The organism is Duganella sp. OV510 (genome assembly GCF_900100205.1).
In the GTDB taxonomy this organism is placed as follows: domain Bacteria; phylum Pseudomonadota; class Gammaproteobacteria; order Burkholderiales; family Burkholderiaceae_D; genus Rugamonas.
Map to the genome: position 1 here is coordinate 302,276 of NZ_FNEQ01000008.1, position 19,220 is coordinate 321,495.

A 19,220-nucleotide genomic window follows, 5' to 3' on the forward strand; every position below is an offset into this window, starting at 1 on the left:
CCATCCGCCGTCGTTCCCGCCTGCAAGGGAACGGCGGCTTATGAGCGGTAACGTACAGTGGACTCCTCTGGCTGGCGCTATGGTGCGGCTAACAAGAGGAGATTCCCATGGTCATCTGGATAGTTGCGGCGGTACTGGCCGCCATCGTCATCATGCTTGGCGTCGCCCCCCTGCGCCGCCGCTTCATCAGTCCCCATATCTACGCGCTGTTCAAGCGCATCCTGCCGCCGATGTCCGACACCGAGCGCGACGCGCTGGAGGCCGGCACCACCTGGTGGGACGCCGACCTGTTCTCCGGCCGGCCGGACTGGAAGAAGTTCATGCAGCTGCGCCATCCCGCGCTGACCACCGAAGAACAGTCCTTCATGGACAACGAGGTGCGCCAGCTGTGCGACATGGTGGATGACTGGGAGGCCACGCAAGTCTGGCAGGGCCTGCCGGAAGCCGCCTGGCAGTTTGCCCGCGACAAGGGCTTCCTCGGCATGATTATCCCCAAGCATTACGGCGGCAAGGCCTTCTCGGCCTATATGCATTCGCAAGTGGTGATGGCGTTGTCGACCCGCTGCTCTGCGCTGGCGGTGCAGGTGATGGTGCCCAATTCGCTGGGGCCGGCCGAGTTGCTGCTGCACTACGGCACCGACCAGCAGAAAGATTACTACCTGCCGCGCCTGGCCAAAGGCGAGGAAATCCCCTGCTTCGCGCTGACCAGCCCTTACGCCGGTTCCGATGCGGCTGCCATTCCGGACACCGGCATCGTCTGCATGGGCCGCCATGAGGGGCGCGAAACGCTGGGCCTGCGCGTCAGCTGGAACAAGCGCTATATCACGCTGGGACCGATCGCTACCCTGCTGGGACTGGCGTTCAAGGTCGAGGATCCGCAAGGTCTGCTGCCGGCGGACGTCACCCCAGGCATTACTTGCGCGCTGATCCCGGCCAACCATCCTGGCGTGGTCATCGGTCGCCGTCACTGGCCGCTGAATGCAGTGTTCCAGAATGGCCCGACCAGCGGCAAGGATGTCTTTATCCCGATGGAATGGATCATCGGCGGCCCACAGCAGATCGGTAAAGGCTGGCGCATGCTGATGGAATGCCTGGCAGCGGGCCGCGCCATTTCGCTGCCATCGGCCAGCGTCGGCACGGCCAAGCTGGCGGTGCGCGGCACCAGCGCCTACTGCGCGATTCGCCGTCAATTCAATACCCCCATCGGCAAGTTCGAGGGCGTACAAGAAGCGCTGGCGCGCATGGGCGCCAATTTGTACATGATGGATGCCGCGCGCCGGCTATCCGCGCTGGCCGTGGATCTGGGCGAGAAACCGGCGGTGATTTCGGCCATCGCCAAATACCATGTGACCGAGCGTGGCCGTGAAGTGGTCAACGATGGCATGGACATCCTCGGCGGTAAAGGCATCTGTATGGGGCCGTCCAATTTCCTGGGGCGCGCCTATCAGCAGATTCCGATCGCCATCACGGTGGAAGGCGCCAACATCCTCACCCGCTGCCTGATTATCTTCGGCCAAGGCGCCATTCGTGCTCATCCCTATGTACTGAAGGAAATGCGCTCCACGGCGGACAGCGACCAGGAACGCGGTCTGCGCGATTTTGACGCCGCCTTCTTCGGCCACATGGGCTTCACCATCGGCAATGCCGTACGCGCGCTGTGGTACAGCCTGACCGGCGGCATCACCGCGCCGTCTCCCGGCAAGGCCGCGCCGGAAATGCGTCGCTATTACCGTGCGGTTGGGCGGCTGTCGACCGTGTTTGCGCTGATGACTGATCTGTCCATGTTCACGCTGGGCGGCGACCTGAAACGGCGCGAACGCATTTCGTCGCGGCTGGGCGATGCGCTGTCGATGCTGTACCTGATCAGCGCCACGCTCAAGCGCTTCGAGGATGAAGGCCGGCAGGAGCAGGATGCCGCCTACGTTCACTGGTCGGTGCAGGACGCACTGTGCAAGGCGCAGTCCGCGCTGGACGGCGTATTGGCCAATTTCCCGAGCCGTGTGGCGGCGTTGCTGGCGCGTCTGCTGGCCTTCCCGTTCGGCCTGCCTTACGCTGCGCCGACGGACAAGCTGGGCGGCCAGATCGCCACCGCCATGCAAACCCACGGCGGCGCCCGCGAACGGCTGCTGGCCGGCAGCTTCCTGGCCGACGACTTGCGTGATCCGGTGGCCTGCGGCGAGCTGGCGTTTGGCCTGCTGGCCTTTGTCGACAGCATCGAGCACCGCCTCAAGCCGGCAATCAAGGGCGGCGCGCTGCCGCCGGTACCGCAAAGTCTGCCGGCGATGGAAGAATGGATCGCCCGCGCCGCATCGCAAGGTCTGGTAACGCCCGAAGAGCGCCGTGCGATGTCCGACTTTGCCCGCTACACCGACCTGTCGGTGCATGTGGACGATTTCCCGCCAGACCTGAACGCCGCCGCCGATGCGGCACAGCGGCGCAAGATGTCCGTCCGCGCAGAAAAAGCCGAGGTGTAAAACCAAGCTTGCGCTTCCAGCCAGACTCGCGCTAGAATGAGAATAATTCTTATTCACTAAAACACAGCATGACTAGCGCGAAGTACCCGCTGCAGCAAGACATGGCATCGCTCTACGGCGAGCACCATGCATGGCTGCTGGGCTGGCTGCGCAAGCGCTTGGGCTGCGGACACCATGCGGCGGATGTGGCGCAGGACACATTCCTGCGGCTGGTCAGTGCCGGCGACAGATTGCCGCGACTGGATGAGCCGCGCGCCTTCCTCACCACCACCGCCAAGCGCTTGCTGACGGACCGCAGCCGCCGGCAGGCCATCGAGCAAGCCTATATGCAGGAGCTCGAAGCGCTGGCCGGGCAACTGCCCTGCTTCCCCTCGCCGGATGAGATCCTGATCGCAGTGCAGTCGCTGGAACGCATCGCCGCAGCGCTGGAGCGACTGTCGGTGCGCGCCCGCGACGCTTTCCTGCTGCATTTCCTCGAAGGTGAATCCCACGCCGTTATCGCCGCGCGGCTGGGCGTGTCCACCCGCATGGTGCACAAGTACCTGGTGCAGGCGCTGTTGTCGTGCGACGCCGCTGTGGGCCAGGCGTGTCTGTAAGCGCCGAACAAAGCCGGATCGCCGAACAAGCGGCCGAGTGGATCATCTCGCTCAGCGCCGATGATGCCGGCAGCCGCCCTGAGCTGCGCGCCGGTTTCGAGGCGTGGAAGCGGCAAGACCCGCGTCACGCCGCCGTCGCGCAGCGCATGGAAACCATGTTGGGGCAGCTGGCGGCGCATGACAGCCGCCCGGCCCGTGCCGCGCTGGCTGGCGCCGGACGCATATCGCGCAAGCAGCGCACCGTTCGCATTGTGGCAACACTGATGGTCGCGCTGGCGGTTGGCACCGTCGCGCTTGGGCTGCCGATAACCCAACCATCGCTGATGCTGGCGGATATCCGTACCGGCGCTGGCGAATGGCATACCCGCGTCATGCCGGATGGCAGCCGCATAGTGCTGAGCAGCGGCAGCGCGGTCGACCTGCATTTCACCCGCGAACAGCGGGTGGTGCGCCTGTTACGGGGCGAAGTGATGGTCGATGTCGCGCGCGACCCGTCAAGGCCTTTCGTGGTACAGACCGACGATGGCAGCATACGCGCGCTGGGCACGCGTTTCACAGTCGAGCGTGTCACGCACGGCACTGACCTTGCGATGCTGGAGTCGAAGACCGAAGTGCGGGCGCTGGACCAGCAGTCGCCCACCATCGTCAAGGCCGGCGAACAAGTACGCTTTACCCGTGGCGCGGTTGGCCCGGTCGCGGCCGTGGACACGGTCAGCGTGGCCGACGCCTGGCGCGATCGTCAGCTGGTGGTGCAAGGCCGGCCGCTGTCCGAGGTGCTGGAGCAACTGGCGCGCCACCGGCGCGGCATCATTCAATATGACGAACGCCAGATCGCCGGCATGCGGGTCAGCGCCGTGCTGCCGCTGGACGACACCGACCGCGCGCTGCACCTGCTGCTGAATAGCTTCCCGACGCTGCGCATCCGTACCATCACTTCCTATGTGGTGCTGGTGGACGCACCGGCATCCTGAAAAAAAACGCACAAGACAGTTCCGGTTGGCGTCCGTCGCGCGTCAAGGTCTATGTAAAGCAAGCAAACAGACCAACCGAAAGCTGAAACTCATGTCCAAACAAGTACACCGCACCACGCTGGCTCGCCTCCCCCTGGCCCTGCGCCTGATCTTTGGCTCGGCGCTGGCGTTGAGCGCCGCCGGCACGGCCCTGGCGCAAACCGCCAGTGTTCAATACGATATTCCCGCCGGCCCGTTGATGGAGGCGCTGAACCGCTACGCCCAGCAGTCGGGCGTGGCCATTGCGCTGGATGCCGACAAGGTCCAAGGCCTGCGCAGCCCCGGCCTGAAAGGCAGCTACAGCGTGGAAGAAGGCTTCAACGCCCTGCTGCGCGACAGTCCTTATGTCATCGGCCGGACCAGCGCCGGCTACGTGCTGCAAGCCCGTGCAGCGACGCCGCCGGCAGCGCAGCGCGGCGAGCAATCCCTGGCGCCGGTGACGGTCAATGCGACGCTGCTGGCCGACGAGCTGCCATCCACCTATGCTGGCGGCCAGGTGGCGCGCGGCGCGCAACTCGGCATTCTGGGCAATACCGGCACCATGAATACGCCGTTCAACCTCACCGCCTATACCGCCGGCCTGATTGAAGACCAGCAGGCGTCGACCGTCGGCGCGGTGCTGCTCAACGATCCCTCCGTGCGGTTCACGACGTCGGAAGGCCACATTTACGAGAACTTCAGCATTCGTGGCTTCGAGATCAATGGCGAGGACCTTGCGTACAACGGCCTGTATGGCTTGTCGCCGTATGGTCACGCGCCGACCGAGTTTATCGAGCGGGTGGAAGTGTTGAAAGGTCCCGGCGCACTGTTGGGCGGCATGTCGCCACAGGGCGGCGTCGGCGGCGTTATCAACCTGATTCCCAAGCGCGCGGGCGACAAGCCGCTGCTGCGCCTGACCACCGATTACACTTCCGACGCGCAGTATGGCGTGCATCTGGACGCTGGCCAGCGTTTTGGCGAGAACGGCCGCTACGGCGTGCGTTTCAACGGCGGCTACCGTGATGGCAAGGTGGGCGTCGACGACCAGAAGAAGCAGCGCGAACTGGCCTCGATCGCACTGGATTATCGCGGCACGCAGCTGAACGCCTCGCTGGACGCCTACACCGACCGCGAGGAGATCGACAACGGCAGCTCCTGGATGGCGTCCTTCCCCGCCAGCGGCGTGATCGCGCCGCCGAAAACCGGCACCAATCTGCTGCGCGGCATCCACGGCACGCTGGACAACCAGGCGATCGCGTTGCGCGGCACCTATGAATTCAACGAGAACATCACGGCCTACGCCGCGCTCGGCCAGCTGCGCTACCGCTACGAAGGCTACATCAACGGCACGCGTGCGGCTATCCGCAACACCGCTGGCGACTATGTCGGCAATACCTTCAACCAGCGTGGTTCGGTGGACACCACCTCGGGCGAGGCAGGCGTGCGCGCAAACTTCGTCACCGGCTCGGTGAAGCACCAGGTAGTGGCCAGCTATACCTCGCTGGAATTCGATACCGGACGCGCCACCGCCAGCACCAGCGCGAACTACAATTCGAATATCTACCATCCTGTCGTGCCGACGCTGGCGGCCGATCCGGGACGCGCGCCGAAGGTCGGCGCCACCGCGCTGCACAGCTTTGCGCTGGCCGATACCTTGTCTTTCGCCGATGACAAAGTCATCCTGATCGCCGGTGCCCGCGAACAGCAGGTTAAAACCCGTACGCTGAACGGCAGTACCGGCGCTGTCACCGCGTATTACAACAAGCGCGCGCTGACGCCAGCCGTCGGCGTGGTGATCCACCCGTGGACGCCGGCTGTTTCACTGTATGCCAACTATATTGAAGGCCTGAGCCAGGGCGGCACGGTCTCCGATCTCACCGCAAAAAACTATGGCGAGGTATTCGCGCCGTACAAAAGCAGGCAGCTGGAAGGTGGCGTCAAGTGGGATCAGGGAGAATACGGCAACACCCTCAGCGTGTTCCAGATCGAACGTCCGAGCATGATCAAGGATGCCGCCTCCAACACCTATACCGACGACGGCGAACAGCGTAACCGCGGCGTGGAATGGAACACCTTCGGCCAGATTGGCGGCCAATTGCGCCTGCTGGGTGGCGCCGCTTACACCGAGGGCAAGATGACGCGTGGCGCCACGGCGGCGCTGACCGGCAAAACCATCTACGGCACGCCGAAGTGGAAGGCCAACCTGGGCGGCGACTGGACGGTGCCGGGCGCGAATGGCCTGATCGTCAATGCGCGTGTGGTGTACACCGGCAGCCAGTACGTCAACAGCGCCAACACCCAGCAGATCGACAGCTGGACACGTTTCGATCTCGGCGCCCGCTACAGCATGCACGTGCAAAGCCACCTGCTGCAGCTGCGCGTCAATGTCGAGAATGTGGCTGACAAGAGCTACTGGGCCGGCTCTTTCAATGACGGCTACGTGACGCAGGGCGCGGGCCGTACCTACAAACTGTCGGCATCGGTGGACTTCTGATGCGCCGCGCTTTCCTCCTCGGCGCAGCCGGCCTGATGGCCAGTGCGATGATGCCGGCGCTGGCGGCGTCCACCGCGCCCGAATGGCAGCCGGTGACGCTGCCGCAGGCGCGCCAGTTCGATCTGGTGTCGCGCCACACCGGGCAGCGCTACCGCATCTTCGTCAGCGTGCCGGACACCGCGCCGCCGCCGGCCGGACATCCGGTGCTGTACGTCCTGGACGGCAATGCCAGCTTTCCCAGCATCGCGCTGATGGCGCGCACCGCCGCCCGCCGCAGCAAAGTCACCGGACTGCATGCGCCGGTGGTGGTCGGCATCGGCTACGCCAGCGGCGACGACTATGACAGTGCCGCCCGCGCGCGCGACTACACGCCGTCGGCGGGCGGCAAGGCCGGCAAAGGTGAAGGCGGCGCCGACCTGTTCCTGGACTTCATCGAACAGGAACTCAAGCCCTTGATCCAGGCTGCAGCGCCGGTCGATCTGCGGCGCCAGGGCTTGTTCGGCCACTCTTACGGCGGACTGCTGACGCTGCACGCCCTGTTCACCCGGCCGGCGGCGTTCCAGACCTATATCGCGGCCAGCCCGTCGATCTGGTACGCGGACCGCTACATCCTGAGCGAGGCCACCGGCCTGGCCACCGCGCGTGCCCGCCAGGCGCGCGTGCTGCTGACCGTGGGCGCATTGGAACAGGCCGCCGCGCCGCCTGGCGCCAAGCCTGGTGATCGCGCCGCCGTGCTGGCGCAAAAGCGCATGGTCGACGAAGCACGCGATCTGGCGACGCTACTGGACGCGCAAAAGCAGGCCTATGGCCTGGACCGTGTGCAGTTCTTCGAGCTGGCGCGCGAGAACCACGGCTCGGCGCTCTTCCCCGCCCTGTCGCGGGGCCTGGAATTTTTTCTGGAGTGAGCATGCATGCTGGTGTGATCGCCCTGGCCATGGGCATTAATCTGTTGTCGGCGGTACTGTTCTACCTGTCGGCGCCGCGCCAGCTATGGTTGGCGCAGCCTTTTGCGGCGCGCACCGGCCGCTGGATGGCGTCGGCCGCGCTGGCATCATCGCTGGCGCTGTGGCTGACGCAGGTGCAGGTCGCGACCGCGCTGTTCGCCGTGCTGACGCTGACCATGCTCCTGTTCTCCGTGCTGCCCTGCCTGGCCGCCTGGCATACGGTGCGGAGGCCGCAATGAAGCGGGATGTAAAGCAGGATGGTCTGAGTAAATCGCTGGCCGGCGTACTGCTCGGCTTTGCACTGTCCATGCTGGCCAGCGGCCTGTTTGCCTGGCTGACGCCGGGCGGGCCAGGCGCATCGAACAAATTCCAGGCGACGATGTGGGTGACGGCGCCGGTATGGGCAGCCATCATGTCGGGCGTCTACTTCTTCCGCAGCGGTGTGCAGGCCTGGTGCTGGTTGGGTGGCGCGACGTTGCTGGCCGGTGCAGCGCTGGCAGCGTGCCGCCATTTCCTCAATTAAGCGAGAGATCGACCATGCGCGCCGAGATTATCCGTACCTACAAATCCGTTCACACCTGGACCGGCATCGTGTGTGGCTTTGTGCTGTTCATTGCCTTCTATGCCGGCGCACTGACGATGTTCGAGGAAACGCTGTCGCGTTGGCCATCCTCGCCCTCCCGTCCCGCCATGGCGCCGTTGCAACACAGCCAGCAACTGATCGCCGATACGCTGGCGACGCGGCCGGACGCCCGCAAGGAATTCACGCTACACCTGCGCGATGACGAGCAGATCCCGGCGCGCATTACCTGGACCAAGGGCCGTGGCGACCGGCAGCCATGGACCGCCGACTATGCCAGTGACGGCAGCCTGCGCGTCGAACAGGCCAGGCCTTCGGGTATGGCGCAGTTTATCGACCATCTCCACCGCACCGGCGGTCTGCCGGGCAACGCCGAGGTCACGGAGTTCATCATGGGGCTGGTCAGCCTGGCTTATGCGGTGGCGCTGGTGTCCGGCACCATCGTGCTGCTTCCGTCGCTGCTGAAGGATTTCTTTGCACTGCGGGTCGGCAAGAACCTCAAGCGCATGTGGCTGGACGCGCACAATGTCATCGGCATCGCCAGTTTGCCGTTTCATATCGTGATCGCCCTCAGCGCCATGGTTTTTGGCCTGCACGACCAGATCTACGACCTGCAGGAGAAGCTGGTCTACAACGGCAATATGGCGCAGATCATGAAAGCGTCCAGTCCCAACAACGCGGTCAAGCCGGACCAGCGTCCCGCACCGATGCTGGCGCCGCAGGAACTGCTGGCGCGCGTGCGCGACTTCGCACCTGACTTCGAACCGCTGGCGATGCAGTATCGCGCGCCGGGAACGGCCGGCGCCACCGTGCGCATCGCCGGCAACGATCCGCGCTACATGATACGGCGCGAAGGCTTCCTGCTGATCAGCCCTGTCAGTGGCAAGATCGTCGATACCACGTATTTCCCCGGCAAGCAGAGTACCTGGACCGCGCCGGTGTCGGCTGCCTTCGCGCTGCACTTCGGCACCTTTGGCGGCGAGCCGGTGCGCTGGATGTATTTTGCGATGGGCCTCGGCGGTGCGATCCTGTTCTATACCGGCAATCTGCTGTGGGTGGAAACCCGCCGCAAGAACGCGCGCGGTGGAGAGCCGGTGCTGCAACGGCGCGCCGCCTACTGGCTATCGGCGGCCACAGTCGGCGTCTGCATCGGCAGCATCGCCGGCATTTCGGCAGTGATCGCTGCCGCCAAGCTGATGCCCGGCGACTGGCACCTGGCGCTCTATTACGCCGTATTCCTGCTGTGTTGCGGCTGGGCATTCTGGCGCGGCGCTGCCATGGCCGGCGCTGAATTGCTGTGGCTGGCTGCGATCACCACGCTGGCGATACCGGCAACCACCTTGTGGCATGCGCTGCAGGGTGCGGCCTGGCAGCACGCCTACGGCATTGATGCCGGCGCCGTGATCGGTGCGCTGGTCCTGGCGGTGCTGGCGCGCGCAGCGCGGCGCCGGCAACAACGCGGCATCAAGGATAGTGTCTGGTCGCCGGCAGCTACTGCGGCAGCAATGCCTGTAGCTCAGCCTCGCTAAATCCGGCCTGGCGCCGGGCTTCGAGGTTGAACGGGCCGCGCGGCATCGGTGCGTTGTACTGGCGGGCCAGCTCGGCATAGGTCGGAATCAAGTCCAGGCCGCGCTGGCGGCACAGGTAGCCGTACCAGCGGTTGCCGATTTCCACATGGCCGATCTCGTCGTGCAGGATGATGTCGAGGATGGCGGCCGCTTCCTTGTCGCCTGCCTGGAACAGTTTGGCGCGTAGCGGCGGGTTGGCGTCCAGCCCGCGCGCTTCCAGCGTGCGCGGCACCAGCGCCATGCGCGCCAGCACGTCGTCCGTAGTTTTTTCGACCATTTCCCACAGCGCGCCATGGCCGCTGAAATCGCCATAACGGTAGCCCAGCTTGCGCAAATGCTCAGCCAGCAGCGAGAAGTGATACGCCTCCTCCTTCGCCACCTGCAACCAGTCCGTGTAATACTCGGCCGGCATGCCGGGAAAGCGCCAGATCGCATCCAGCGCCAGGTTGATCGCATTGAATTCAATGTGTGCCAGCGCGTGAACCAGCATCGCCCGGCCTTCCGGCGTGTTCATCGCGCGGCGCCCGACGTGCAGCGGCGGCACCAGCTCGGGATGGTCCGGCCGGCCTGGAACGGGCGCTGACGAGGCCAGCGCCGCCTGCGTGTCCGGCAGACAGTCGCCGACGGACGACGCCAGCGCCATCGCGTACACCGCCGCCACCTTGGCCGCCGGATCGCGCTCCGTCAGGCAGGCAAGCGCGCAGGCGCGCAGTTCCGATGGGATGGCCATATTTTTTCCTTCGAATTTCACAAGGGCGATAGTTTAACACTACGTTCTTCGGGAACTCAGCCCTGTCCTACACCCACACCGCACGCGCACCTATACCTCAACCGTCGCGTCACCAGCATGATTACGCATGTCACCGCGTCATTGACGCGGGACCTCACTAACCACCACTGGAGACCATCATGAGCTACCTCGACCGCGACACCTATGGCATCTATCGCAGCGATAACTATGTCGATACCGACGATACGGGCCCTGGCCCACGCCTGATGGGCGCCGACACCCTGATTGGCGAAGACGTCTACAACCGCCAGGACGAAGACCTGGGCGATATCAAGGAAATCATGCTGGACATGCGCAGCGGCCAGGTCGCTTACGCCGTGCTGTCGTTCGGCGGCTGGCTGGGCATGGGCGACAAGCTGTTTGCCGTACCTTGGCAGGCGCTGCAACTGGACACCGTCAACAAGCGCTTCCTGCTGGACGTATCCAAGGAACACCTGAAAAATGCGCCAGGCTTTGACAAGGATAATTGGCCAGACATGGCCAGCACCGAGTTCAACACCCAGCTGCACAGCTTCTACGGCACCCAGCAAAACGTTGCCGGTGGCCTGACCTCCAGCGGCAGCGTCATGGGCAGCGGCACCGGCAGCCTGCAGAGCGATCCTGGCTACGGCAGCAGCACCGGCTCCGGCTCCGGCAATCTGTCGCGCTAAGTAAGCGGTCCTCCCTGCACCAAAATCGGGCATTCCTATTGGCACGCTTCTTGATAGAAGAGTAAGCGTGCCAAACTGGGAATGTTCGATATGCCAAAATTCTTCAATGAAATGACCGCAGATGGCCTGGCCCACACTGCCAGCGTCGAAGTCCGTGAGCATTACCGCGAGTTCTGTGGCTGGCTGCAGCGCCAGTCCGCCGACACCATCGAGCGCAAACGCGCTGAAGCCGACCTGACGTTTCGCCGTGTTGGCATCACCTTTGCCGTCTACGGCGACGATGCCGGCACCGAGCGGCTGATCCCTTTCGATACCATCCCCCGCATCATTCCAGCTGCCGAGTGGAAGCAGCTGCAAACCGGGCTGGTTCAGCGCGTCCAGGCGCTGAACATGTTCATCCACGATATTTATCACGAGCAGAACATCATCAAGGCCGGCATCATTCCCGCCGAGCAAATCTACAAGAACGCCCAGTACCGGCCGGAGATGCAAGGCATCAACGTCGCCTCCGACATTTACGCCCACATTGCCGGCGTCGACATCGTGCGCGCCGGCCAAGGCGAATTCTATGTGCTGGAGGATAATCTGCGCGTGCCGTCCGGCGTTTCCTACATGCTGGAAGACCGCAAGATGATGATGCGGCTGTTCCCTGAACTGTTCGCCCGCAACAAGATCGCACCGGTCGATCATTATCCGGACATGTTGCTGGATAACCTGCGTTCGGTGGCGCCGATGGGCATCAGCGATCCCACCGTGGTGGTGATGACGCCCGGCATGTACAACTCTGCCTACTTCGAACATGCCTTCCTGGCCCAGCAGATGGGCGTGGAGCTGGTCGAGGGCAAGGACCTGTTTGTCAGCGATAACACCGTGTTCATGCGCACCACGCGCGGGCGCAAGCGGGTGGATGTGATCTATCGCCGGCTGGATGACGACTTTCTTGACCCGCTGGCCTTCCGCCCGGATTCTTCCCTGGGCGTGCCCGGCCTGCTGTCGGTCTACCGCGCCGGCCGCGTCACGCTGGCCAACGCCATCGGCACCGGCGTGGCGGACGACAAGTCGATCTATCCCTATGTGCCGGACATGATCAAGTTCTATCTGTCGGAAGAGCCGGTGCTGAACAATGTGCCGACTTATCAGTGCCGGAAGAAAGAAGATCTGGACTACACGCTGGCCAACCTGCCGGACCTGGTAGTCAAGGAAGTGCACGGCGCCGGCGGCTACGGCATGCTGGTCGGGCCGGCGTCGACCAAGGCGCAGATCGAGGATTTCCGCCAGCGCCTGATCGCCCGCCCGGACGGCTACATCGCCCAGCCGACGCTGGCCCTGTCCGCCTGCCCCACCTATGTCGAGAGCGGCATTGCGCCGCGCCACATCGACTTGCGGCCGTTTGTGCTGTCCGGCAAGACGATTTCCATGGTGCCGGGCGGCCTGACCCGCGTGGCCTTGCAGGAAGGCTCGCTGGTGGTCAACTCGTCGCAAGGCGGCGGCACCAAGGATACCTGGATACTGGAGAGATAATATGCTGAGCCGAACCGCAGACCATTTGTTCTGGATGGCGCGCTATACCGAGCGCGCTGAAAACACCGCACGCATGCTGGATGTCAACGTACAGACGTCGATGCTGCCGCAATCCGACGAGGAAAACGCCCAGGGCTGGCGCGCCCTGCTCGGCATCTCCGAGCTGCAATATGCGTTCAACCAGAAATACCAGTCGCTGGAAGGAAGCGAGGTCATCGATTTCATGGTGCGCGATCCTGGCAACTCGTCATCGATCGTGGCCTGTCTGACGCAGGCGCGTGAAAACGCCCGCGCCGTGCGCGGCACACTGACCACCGAAGTCTGGGAAATCCAGAACCAGACCTGGCTGGACATGCAACGTCGTCTGCAAAGCGACCTTCTGGAAACCGATCCCAGCAAGTTCTTCGAATGGGTCAAGTACCGTTCCCACCTGTCGCGCGGCGTCACGCTGGGCACCATGCTACGTGACGAGGCCGTGCATTTCATCCGGCTTGGCACCTTCCTGGAGCGCGCCGACAACACCGCCCGCATCCTCGACGTCAAATACCACGGCGGCGCGGCGGAAAACGGTGGCGAGAACATGAGCCAGCGCGACTTTTATTACTGGGGCGCGATGCTGCGCTCGGTGTCCGGCTTTGAAATTTACCGCAAGGTTTACCGCGACGTCATCACGCCGGCACGCATCGCCGAGCTGCTGATGCTGCGCGCCGACATGCCGCGCTCGCTGCTGGCCTGCATGGATGAGGTGGTGCAGAACCTGCACGAGGTGCGCAACGATGTTTCGTCCGATACCGAACGCTTCGCCGGCCGCCTGCGCGCCGAGCTACAGTTCGGCAGGATCGACGACATCCTGGCGGACGGCCTGCACGACACGCTGACCCGCTTCCTGGCCAATATCTATGAACTGGGCAACCGCGTCAGCCGCGATTTCCTGGTGCCGCTGGCGGCGTAACAGAAAGGTTTATCCATGCGACTGACCATACGGCACGAAACCAGATATACCTACACCCTGCCGCTGGCCTACACCATCCAGCAACTGCACCTGACGCCACGGGTCGAACCGCAGCAGCATGTGCTGTCCTGGAACCTGTCGACGCCCGGCCATGTGCACGCCTATGCCGATGCTTATGGCAACCAGTCACACATGATGACCATGGATGTGCCGCACCAGGCGCTGTCCATCATCGCCAGCGGCTTGGTGGAGACGGTGGCGCCGGAGCGCGGCCGCATCGTCGCCGACGCGCTGTCGCCGCTGATTTTCACCGTGCCGACGCGGCTGACGGCGGCCACGCCCGGTATCCTGGAGCTGGCCGCCTCCTGCTTGCCGGACGGCAAGGCCATGACGCGCGACCTGATGTGCCTGGCCGAGCACATCTTTGGTGCGGTCCGGTATCAAAGCGGTGCGACCCTCGTGTCGACGACCGCCAGCGATGCCCTCGCCCTCGGTCAGGGCGTGTGCCAGGACCATGCGCACCTGTTTCTGGCCTGCTGCCATGCGCACGGGATTCCGGCGCGCTATGTGTCCGGCTATATCGACCCGGGCAACACCGGGCATGCCGCCAGCCACGCCTGGGTCGATGCCTGGGCGGAGGACCGCGATTACACCGGCTGGGTCAGTATCGACGTCACCCACGCGCGGCAGATGACCGATGCCTATTGCCGTCTGGCGATCGGCCGTGACTACGACGGTGCGGCGCCGGTGCGCGGCATGCGCCGGGGCGGCGGCACCGAGTCTCTGAGTGTCGACGTACAGATCGTGCCCCAGTGACAGTGTAAAATAACGCTACTTCAGATCAAGAATTTTAAAATGACTTATTGTGTGGGCATGCGCCTGAATGCCGGGCTGGTGTTTTTATCCGATTCGCGTACCAACGCGGGTGTGGACCAGGTTGGCACGTTCCGCAAGATGAGCGTTTTTGAGATGCCCGGCGACCGCATGATGGTCATGATGACGGCGGGGAATTTGTCGATTTCGCAATCAATCCGCCAGCAGGTGGCGGAGCTGAGGACCGCCGACGGCCACAGCATCTGGACTGCGCCGACCATGTACGAAGCAGCGCGCATCCTCGGCGAGGCGGTGCGCCAGGTGCACGAGCGTGACGCCAAGGCGCTGGCGGACTTCGGCATCGAATTCAATGTCAGCATCATCTTTGGCGGCCAGATCAAGGGCGAGCGTTGCCGCCTGTTCCAGATCTACTCGGCCGGCAATTTCATCGAATCGCACGATGAGAATACTTATTTCCAGATCGGCGAGGCCAAGTACGGCAAGCCCATCATCGACCGCGTGGTCAGCCCTGCCACCTCGCTCGATGACGCCGCCAAGTGCGCGCTGATTTCGATGGATTCCACGCTGCGGTCGAATGTCTCGGTCGGCCTGCCGCTGGACTTGCTGGTGTATGAAAGCGACAAGCTGGCAGTCAGTCATTTTGTAACAATTGATGAGCGGAACGAGTATTTCCAGATGATACGCAGCACCTGGGGCGAGCAATTGAAGCGTGTTTTCGAAGGGCTGGAAGTGCCCGTTTGGAACGCTGCACCTGAAACACCAGGTAATGTGTTGCATTCATCCAACACTAGCAGCAAGCCGGTGCGGGTGGCGCCGCCCGCCGACGTGGCAGCCAGCGCAGTGCCCACCGCGCCGTTGCAAACCCTGTCCCAGCATTTTCACGACGGGCAACAGTAAGCGGCGTGGCGTGTGATAGGATAAAAACAACCTGTCATGGAGTTTGGGCATGAGTGAAGAAAGCATCTTCTCGGTCGATACGCTGGTGAAGTACATGGGGAATGATGACAAGGCGCTTGGCATTGTCACCAAGATCGTTCGCGACGCCTGCGCGCCCCGCATGGCACCGTTTGAGCAGGCCGGCGCTGCGCTGCGCGAGGACCGCCTGCCGGACGCCGGCAAGATCTTTCACAGCCTGCGCGGCTCGATCGGCGCGCTGGGCGCCAAGCGCCTGGTCAGCGCGTCGCTGAAACTGGAACAGGCAATCGCCGAACGTAACCAGGACACCATCCCGCCGCTGTTCGCCGCGCTGGAATCCGAATACCAGCTGGTGTTACGCGATGCCGACGACTGGCTGCGGCGTAACACGCCAGCGGGCGCCTGAGCCTCGTCCATCATTCACCATTTATGAAGTGTGGCAGATGCTGCGTTGCACCGCAGCTGGGCTTGCACGCCGTCAATTTTGCCATTAACGAATGGTTACAATTGTTACCCGCAATTGCTACCTATATACCGGTTGCGGAAAATCTTCATGATAATATCGCCAGCACTTGCAATCGAGATGCGCCATAGGTACGAAAAAGCTGTGCTTGCGCTGGTACTTACGGCCAGCTTTGAAGAATCTGGATGCGAAAACTTCATTGCTAACGTTATTGTTTAAGCGGCAATTTGCCGAGATGCAAGTATAATGGTGCATTGCGTCGAATCACATGACAGCGCACGTGCTGCAGCTTTAATCTAAGGTATTTAATTTATGGAATTATTCAACAAGTCTGGTGTATTGATATCTTCGGTGCTGGTGAGTGTCGGCGCTTTGATAGCCTGCCAGGCCCAAGAAGATGCCATTCCATCGTCGACTGTGATTGAAGCCGCCGCCATGCAAATCGGCCCGGCAGGCCAGCCTGCCGCCGAACGCCGCCTGCAGGAGTGGGCAGACCAGGGTTCGCCAGTGGCCCAGCGTGAACTGGCGCTGCGCTATCTGTCCAACCCGGACAAGCGTCACGAGGCGATGCAGCTGTTTGAACGTGCCGCCAGCGCCGGCGATGCCCAGGCTGCGGTGGGCCTGGTTGGCATGGCGCATGACGGCAGCGCCGCGCTCAGCGCGGGCCGCGCCATCAAGGAAGCGGCAACCGCCAACTATATCGCGCGTTGAGTGAACACTGCCTCAAGCGACTGAGCCGCCCACCGCCCCGGTGTCGCGGCTTTTTTCTTATGGAGTGAAGCATGGACCGCTTGCGTGCGCTGGAAGTGTTCGTGGAAGTCGTCAAGCGTGATGGTTTTGCCCGCGCCGCCGAGGCGCTGGACACGTCGCCAGCCAATGTCACCCGCTATATCAGCGACCTGGAATCCCATCTGCAAACCCGGCTGCTGAACCGCAGTTCGCGCAAGATGTCGCTGACGTCCAGCGGCGAGGCGCTGTTCGAGCGCGCCAAATCCATTCTCGATGACGTCGCCGAAGCGGAAGCCATCGTTTCCTCTGCCGCCTTGCAGCCGCACGGCGTGCTACGCGTCAACGCCCCGCTCAGTTTTGGCGTGCTGCACCTGGCGCCGCTGTGGGCCAGATTCATGCAGCTGTACCCGGAAGTGCAGCTGGATGTGTCGCTGAACGACCGTGTGGTCGATATCGTCGAGGAAGGCTACGACATGGCGGTGCGCATCTCGCGCGCCGGTTCGGCGTCCAATGTGGCGCGCAAGCTGGCCACCTCGCACAATGTGCTGTGCGCCTCGCCGGAGTATATTCAGCAGCGCGGCATGCCGCGCACGCCTGCCGAACTGTTGCAGCACGATGGCATCGGTTACAGCTATGCCGTCAACGCCGATGAATGGCAGATGCTTGACGCCGGCGGCCAGCAGCATACCGTCAAGATGCCTTGCGTGATGCATACCAATAACGGCGACACGGCGCGCGCCGCTGCGCTTGGAGGGCTGGGCATCATCTGGCAGCCCACCTTCCTGATCGGTGCCGACCTGCGCGCCGGCCGTCTGCAACGCGTGCTGCCGGATTACCAGCTGCCCGACATGGACGTGCTGGCCGTCTACCCAAGCCGCCGCCACCTGAGTGCCAAGGTGCGGGTGATGATCGATTTTCTGGTGCGCGAGCTGGCGGGCACGCCACCATGGGACCGCACCGGCTGAGCGCTAGACGGACAGGTGCTCCTCGTACCAGCGCAGGGCCTGCCTGAGCCCTCGCCGCAAGTCGTGCGTGGGCAGGTAGCCAAGCAGCTGCGTCGCCTTGGTGATGTCGGCCTGCGAATGGCGCACATCGCCCGGCCGGAACGGTGCGTATTGCGGCTGGTAATCGCGCAAATGCGGATGCCGTTCAACCAGCAGCTCGTGTAACAGCAGATAGAGCTCATTCAGGCTGGTGCGTGCGCTGAGCGCCACGTTGTAGACCTGGTTGACTGCGGCAGGCTTGGCGGCCAGCGCGGCCAGCAAGTTGGCCTGGATGGCATTCGCAACATAACAAAAATCCCTGCTGCTTTCGCCATCGCCATTGATGACCAGCTGGCGCTTGCCTACCATCGCGGCTATCCATTGCGGAATCACGGCGGCGTAGGCGCCGTTGGCGTCCTGGCGCGGGCCGAACACGTTGAAATAGCGCAGGCCGATGGTCTCCAGCCCGTAGCAGCGTGCATACACGCCGGCATAGAGTTCGTTGACGTGCTTGGTCAATGCATAGGGCGACAAGGCATAGCCAATGTGCTGTTCCTGCTTCGGCAAGCCTGGATGGTCGCCATACGTCGCGCTGGAGGCGGCGTAGACCACGCGCCGCACGCCGGCGTGACGGGCGGCATCCAGCATGTTCAGCTGGCCGGCGATATTGATATCGTTGCAGAGCAAAGGATCGTCCAGCGAGCGGCCAACAGAGCCGAGTGCTGCCTGATGCAGCACGTAGTCGGCGCGGTCGCAGGCCTGATGGCAAATGGCCATGTCGCGCACATCACCCTCGATCAGCTCGAAACAGCGCCAGGCACCGGGGCCGACCAGCTCGCGCACCTGGTCCAGATTGTGCTGGTAGCCGGTCAGGAAATTGTCGACGCCGACTACCCGCTGCCCCTGCTCCAGCAGCGATTGCAGCAGGTTGGAGCCGATGAATCCCGCCACGCCAGTGACCACCCAGCGATATTGCCGCCCTTCCAGGTGCTCACGCAACAGCTGGTAGGCGCTGGTGGCGGGTGTGCCGTTTTCGTAGTCGTTCATCACAGCCTCCATACATTCAGGCCGCTGGCGCGTAGCATGGCGGGATCGAATTGGGCTTTCAGGTCGATGAAGCAGCCGCTGGGCGCGACTTTTTCCAGCATTTGCGGCAGCGGCCGTTCCGCCAGTTCACGATGGGCCACTGCGGTAATCAATGCCTCGGCTGCTGGCAACTCGTCCCAGGCTTGCAGGCGCACGCCGTATTCGTGCAGCGCTTCACCTGCATCGGCCACCGGGTCGTGGACGTGGACTTGCAGGCCGTAGGATTCCAGTTCGCGTATCAGGTCGGCCACCTTGGAGTTGCGCAGGTCCGGACAGTTTTCTTTAAAAGTCAGGCCCAGTACGTTGACGTGACAGCCCTTCAGTTTAAAGCCGGCGCGTACCATCTCCTTGACCGTCTTTTCCGCAACGAACTTGGCCATGTTGTCGTTGATGCGGCGGCCGGCCAGAATTACATCTGGATGGTACATGCCCAAGGTGCCCATGCTGAACACCATGACCAAAGCAAACACCAGCGCCGGCCAATATGGCGGCCCGGCGGCGGATAGCCATAAAGGCGCGCTTGCAACCGCCGCCACCAGCAGGATGGACAGCTCCAGCAACAGCAGCATGAAGGCGATCCGCGACACATAATGATGGAAGATCCTGATCACGATAAGCTCCCCAGACGGAGCTTTCATGATGCGCAAGCGGA

General features: G+C 63.3%; 18 protein-coding genes and 1 pseudogene. 16 read left to right on the forward strand and 3 right to left on the reverse strand.

Features of this window, described 5'->3' with window-relative positions; translation table 11 throughout:
• Positions 1-107: 107 nt before the first annotated feature.
• From BLS51_RS21515 to BLS51_RS21550, 8 genes are all read left to right on the forward strand, one after another.
• Complete coding sequence (locus tag BLS51_RS21515) at positions 108-2,474, forward strand: acyl-CoA dehydrogenase (protein WP_090188292.1); 2,367 nt, start codon at positions 108-110, stop codon at positions 2,472-2,474.
• Between the two features lie 68 nt (positions 2,475-2,542).
• Positions 2,543-3,070, forward strand: coding sequence for a sigma-70 family RNA polymerase sigma factor (locus tag BLS51_RS21520; protein ID WP_090188296.1), 528 nt, complete (start codon positions 2,543-2,545; stop codon positions 3,068-3,070).
• Positions 3,061-4,041, forward strand: a complete 981-nt coding sequence (locus BLS51_RS21525; RefSeq protein WP_090188299.1) for a FecR family protein — start codon at positions 3,061-3,063, stop codon at positions 4,039-4,041. Before BLS51_RS21520 ends, BLS51_RS21525 begins: the two co-directional genes overlap by 10 nt.
• A gap of 91 nt (positions 4,042-4,132) precedes the next feature.
• Complete coding sequence (locus BLS51_RS21530) at positions 4,133-6,553, forward strand: TonB-dependent receptor (RefSeq protein ID WP_090188304.1); 2,421 nt, start codon at positions 4,133-4,135, stop codon at positions 6,551-6,553.
• Entirely contained in the window at positions 6,553-7,458 is a 906-nt protein-coding gene (locus BLS51_RS21535) for an alpha/beta hydrolase (protein ID WP_090188308.1), read from the forward strand. Before BLS51_RS21530 ends, BLS51_RS21535 begins: the two co-directional genes overlap by 1 nt.
• Positions 7,459-7,460: 2 nt before the next feature.
• Entirely contained in the window at positions 7,461-7,736 is a 276-nt protein-coding gene (locus BLS51_RS21540) for a hypothetical protein (protein WP_090188311.1), read from the forward strand.
• Complete coding sequence (locus tag BLS51_RS21545) at positions 7,733-8,020, forward strand: hypothetical protein (RefSeq protein WP_090188314.1); 288 nt, start codon at positions 7,733-7,735, stop codon at positions 8,018-8,020. The genes BLS51_RS21540 and BLS51_RS21545 overlap by 4 nt, the downstream gene beginning before the upstream one ends.
• Positions 8,021-8,034: 14 nt before the next feature.
• The gene (locus BLS51_RS21550; RefSeq protein WP_090188317.1) at positions 8,035-9,606 is read left to right on the forward strand and encodes a PepSY-associated TM helix domain-containing protein; all 1,572 of its coding nucleotides are present in this window, start codon (positions 8,035-8,037) and stop codon (positions 9,604-9,606) included.
• Here BLS51_RS21550 and BLS51_RS21555 read toward each other — a convergent pair.
• Positions 9,569-10,375: a ferritin-like domain-containing protein gene (locus tag BLS51_RS21555; protein WP_090188321.1), complete on the reverse strand. Its 807-nt coding sequence runs from the start codon at positions 10,373-10,375 to the stop codon at positions 9,569-9,571. The two genes, BLS51_RS21550 and BLS51_RS21555, sit on opposite strands and share 38 nt — an antisense overlap.
• A 179-nt stretch (positions 10,376-10,554) precedes the next feature.
• Here BLS51_RS21555 and BLS51_RS21560 point away from each other — a divergent pair, with 179 nt between their 5' ends.
• The 8 genes from BLS51_RS21560 (at position 10,555) to BLS51_RS21595 (ending at position 17,464) form a co-directional block, all read left to right on the forward strand.
• Entirely contained in the window at positions 10,555-11,085 is a 531-nt protein-coding gene (locus BLS51_RS21560; protein WP_090188325.1) for a PRC-barrel domain-containing protein, read from the forward strand.
• 90 nt (positions 11,086-11,175) lie between these two features.
• Positions 11,176-12,606 carry a circularly permuted type 2 ATP-grasp protein gene (locus tag BLS51_RS21565; protein WP_090188507.1) on the forward strand — a complete coding sequence of 477 codons (1,431 nt, stop codon included), beginning with the start codon at positions 11,176-11,178 and terminating at the stop codon, positions 12,604-12,606.
• 1 nt (position 12,607) lies between these two features.
• The gene (locus tag BLS51_RS21570) at positions 12,608-13,558 is read left to right on the forward strand and encodes an alpha-E domain-containing protein (protein ID WP_090188330.1); all 951 of its coding nucleotides are present in this window, start codon (positions 12,608-12,610) and stop codon (positions 13,556-13,558) included.
• A gap of 15 nt (positions 13,559-13,573) precedes the next feature.
• A complete protein-coding gene (locus BLS51_RS21575; protein ID WP_090188335.1) occupies positions 13,574-14,374 on the forward strand; it encodes a transglutaminase family protein in 801 nt (266 codons plus the stop codon).
• 39 nt (positions 14,375-14,413) lie between these two features.
• Positions 14,414-15,289, forward strand: a complete 876-nt coding sequence (locus BLS51_RS21580; protein WP_090188337.1) for a proteasome-type protease — start codon at positions 14,414-14,416, stop codon at positions 15,287-15,289.
• 49 nt (positions 15,290-15,338) lie between these two features.
• Positions 15,339-15,713 carry an Hpt domain-containing protein gene (locus BLS51_RS21585; RefSeq protein WP_090188340.1) on the forward strand — a complete coding sequence of 125 codons (375 nt, stop codon included), beginning with the start codon at positions 15,339-15,341 and terminating at the stop codon, positions 15,711-15,713.
• A 369-nt stretch (positions 15,714-16,082) separates the two neighbouring features.
• Positions 16,083-16,481 carry a hypothetical protein gene (locus tag BLS51_RS21590; protein WP_090188345.1) on the forward strand — a complete coding sequence of 133 codons (399 nt, stop codon included), beginning with the start codon at positions 16,083-16,085 and terminating at the stop codon, positions 16,479-16,481.
• A 71-nt stretch (positions 16,482-16,552) separates the two neighbouring features.
• Positions 16,553-17,464 carry a LysR family transcriptional regulator gene (locus tag BLS51_RS21595; protein ID WP_090188349.1) on the forward strand — a complete coding sequence of 304 codons (912 nt, stop codon included), beginning with the start codon at positions 16,553-16,555 and terminating at the stop codon, positions 17,462-17,464.
• Between the two features lie 3 nt (positions 17,465-17,467).
• Here the strand turns inward: BLS51_RS21595 and BLS51_RS21600 are convergent, their stop codons facing one another.
• Both BLS51_RS21600 and BLS51_RS21605 read right to left on the reverse strand, forming a co-directional pair.
• Positions 17,468-18,529, reverse strand: coding sequence for an NAD-dependent epimerase/dehydratase family protein (locus BLS51_RS21600; RefSeq protein WP_090188353.1), 1,062 nt, complete (start codon positions 18,527-18,529; stop codon positions 17,468-17,470).
• Positions 18,529-18,993: pseudogene (locus BLS51_RS21605) on the reverse strand (UDP binding domain-containing protein); the annotation flags it as partial. The gene BLS51_RS21600 and the pseudogene BLS51_RS21605, both read right to left, overlap by 1 nt.
• Between the last annotated feature and the right edge of the window lie 227 nt (positions 18,994-19,220).

Bases quoted from the DNA above. Each gene is read 5' to 3' on its own strand.
- BLS51_RS21520 (WP_090188296.1), top strand. From the start codon at position 2,543: ATGACTAGCGCGAAGTACCCGCTGCAGCAAGACATGGCATCGCTCTAC.
- BLS51_RS21575 (WP_090188335.1), top strand. From the start codon at position 13,574: ATGCGACTGACCATACGGCACGAAACCAGATATACCTACACCCTGCCG.
- BLS51_RS21560 (WP_090188325.1), top strand. From the start codon at position 10,555: ATGAGCTACCTCGACCGCGACACCTATGGCATCTATCGCAGCGATAAC.
- BLS51_RS21595 (WP_090188349.1), top strand. From the start codon at position 16,553: ATGGACCGCTTGCGTGCGCTGGAAGTGTTCGTGGAAGTCGTCAAGCGT.
- BLS51_RS21590 (WP_090188345.1), top strand. From the start codon at position 16,083: ATGGAATTATTCAACAAGTCTGGTGTATTGATATCTTCGGTGCTGGTG.
- BLS51_RS21515 (WP_090188292.1), top strand. From the start codon at position 108: ATGGTCATCTGGATAGTTGCGGCGGTACTGGCCGCCATCGTCATCATG.
- BLS51_RS21570 (WP_090188330.1), top strand. From the start codon at position 12,608: ATGCTGAGCCGAACCGCAGACCATTTGTTCTGGATGGCGCGCTATACC.
- BLS51_RS21555 (WP_090188321.1), bottom strand. From the start codon at position 10,375: ATGGCCATCCCATCGGAACTGCGCGCCTGCGCGCTTGCCTGCCTGACG.
- BLS51_RS21535 (WP_090188308.1), top strand. From the start codon at position 6,553: ATGCGCCGCGCTTTCCTCCTCGGCGCAGCCGGCCTGATGGCCAGTGCG.
- BLS51_RS21530 (WP_090188304.1), top strand. From the start codon at position 4,133: ATGTCCAAACAAGTACACCGCACCACGCTGGCTCGCCTCCCCCTGGCC.
- BLS51_RS21580 (WP_090188337.1), top strand. From the start codon at position 14,414: ATGACTTATTGTGTGGGCATGCGCCTGAATGCCGGGCTGGTGTTTTTA.
- BLS51_RS21540 (WP_090188311.1), top strand. From the start codon at position 7,461: ATGCATGCTGGTGTGATCGCCCTGGCCATGGGCATTAATCTGTTGTCG.
- BLS51_RS21545 (WP_090188314.1), top strand. From the start codon at position 7,733: ATGAAGCGGGATGTAAAGCAGGATGGTCTGAGTAAATCGCTGGCCGGC.
- BLS51_RS21585 (WP_090188340.1), top strand. From the start codon at position 15,339: ATGAGTGAAGAAAGCATCTTCTCGGTCGATACGCTGGTGAAGTACATG.
- BLS51_RS21550 (WP_090188317.1), top strand. From the start codon at position 8,035: ATGCGCGCCGAGATTATCCGTACCTACAAATCCGTTCACACCTGGACC.
- BLS51_RS21565 (WP_090188507.1), top strand. From the start codon at position 11,176: ATGCCAAAATTCTTCAATGAAATGACCGCAGATGGCCTGGCCCACACT.
- BLS51_RS21600 (WP_090188353.1), bottom strand. From the start codon at position 18,529: ATGAACGACTACGAAAACGGCACACCCGCCACCAGCGCCTACCAGCTG.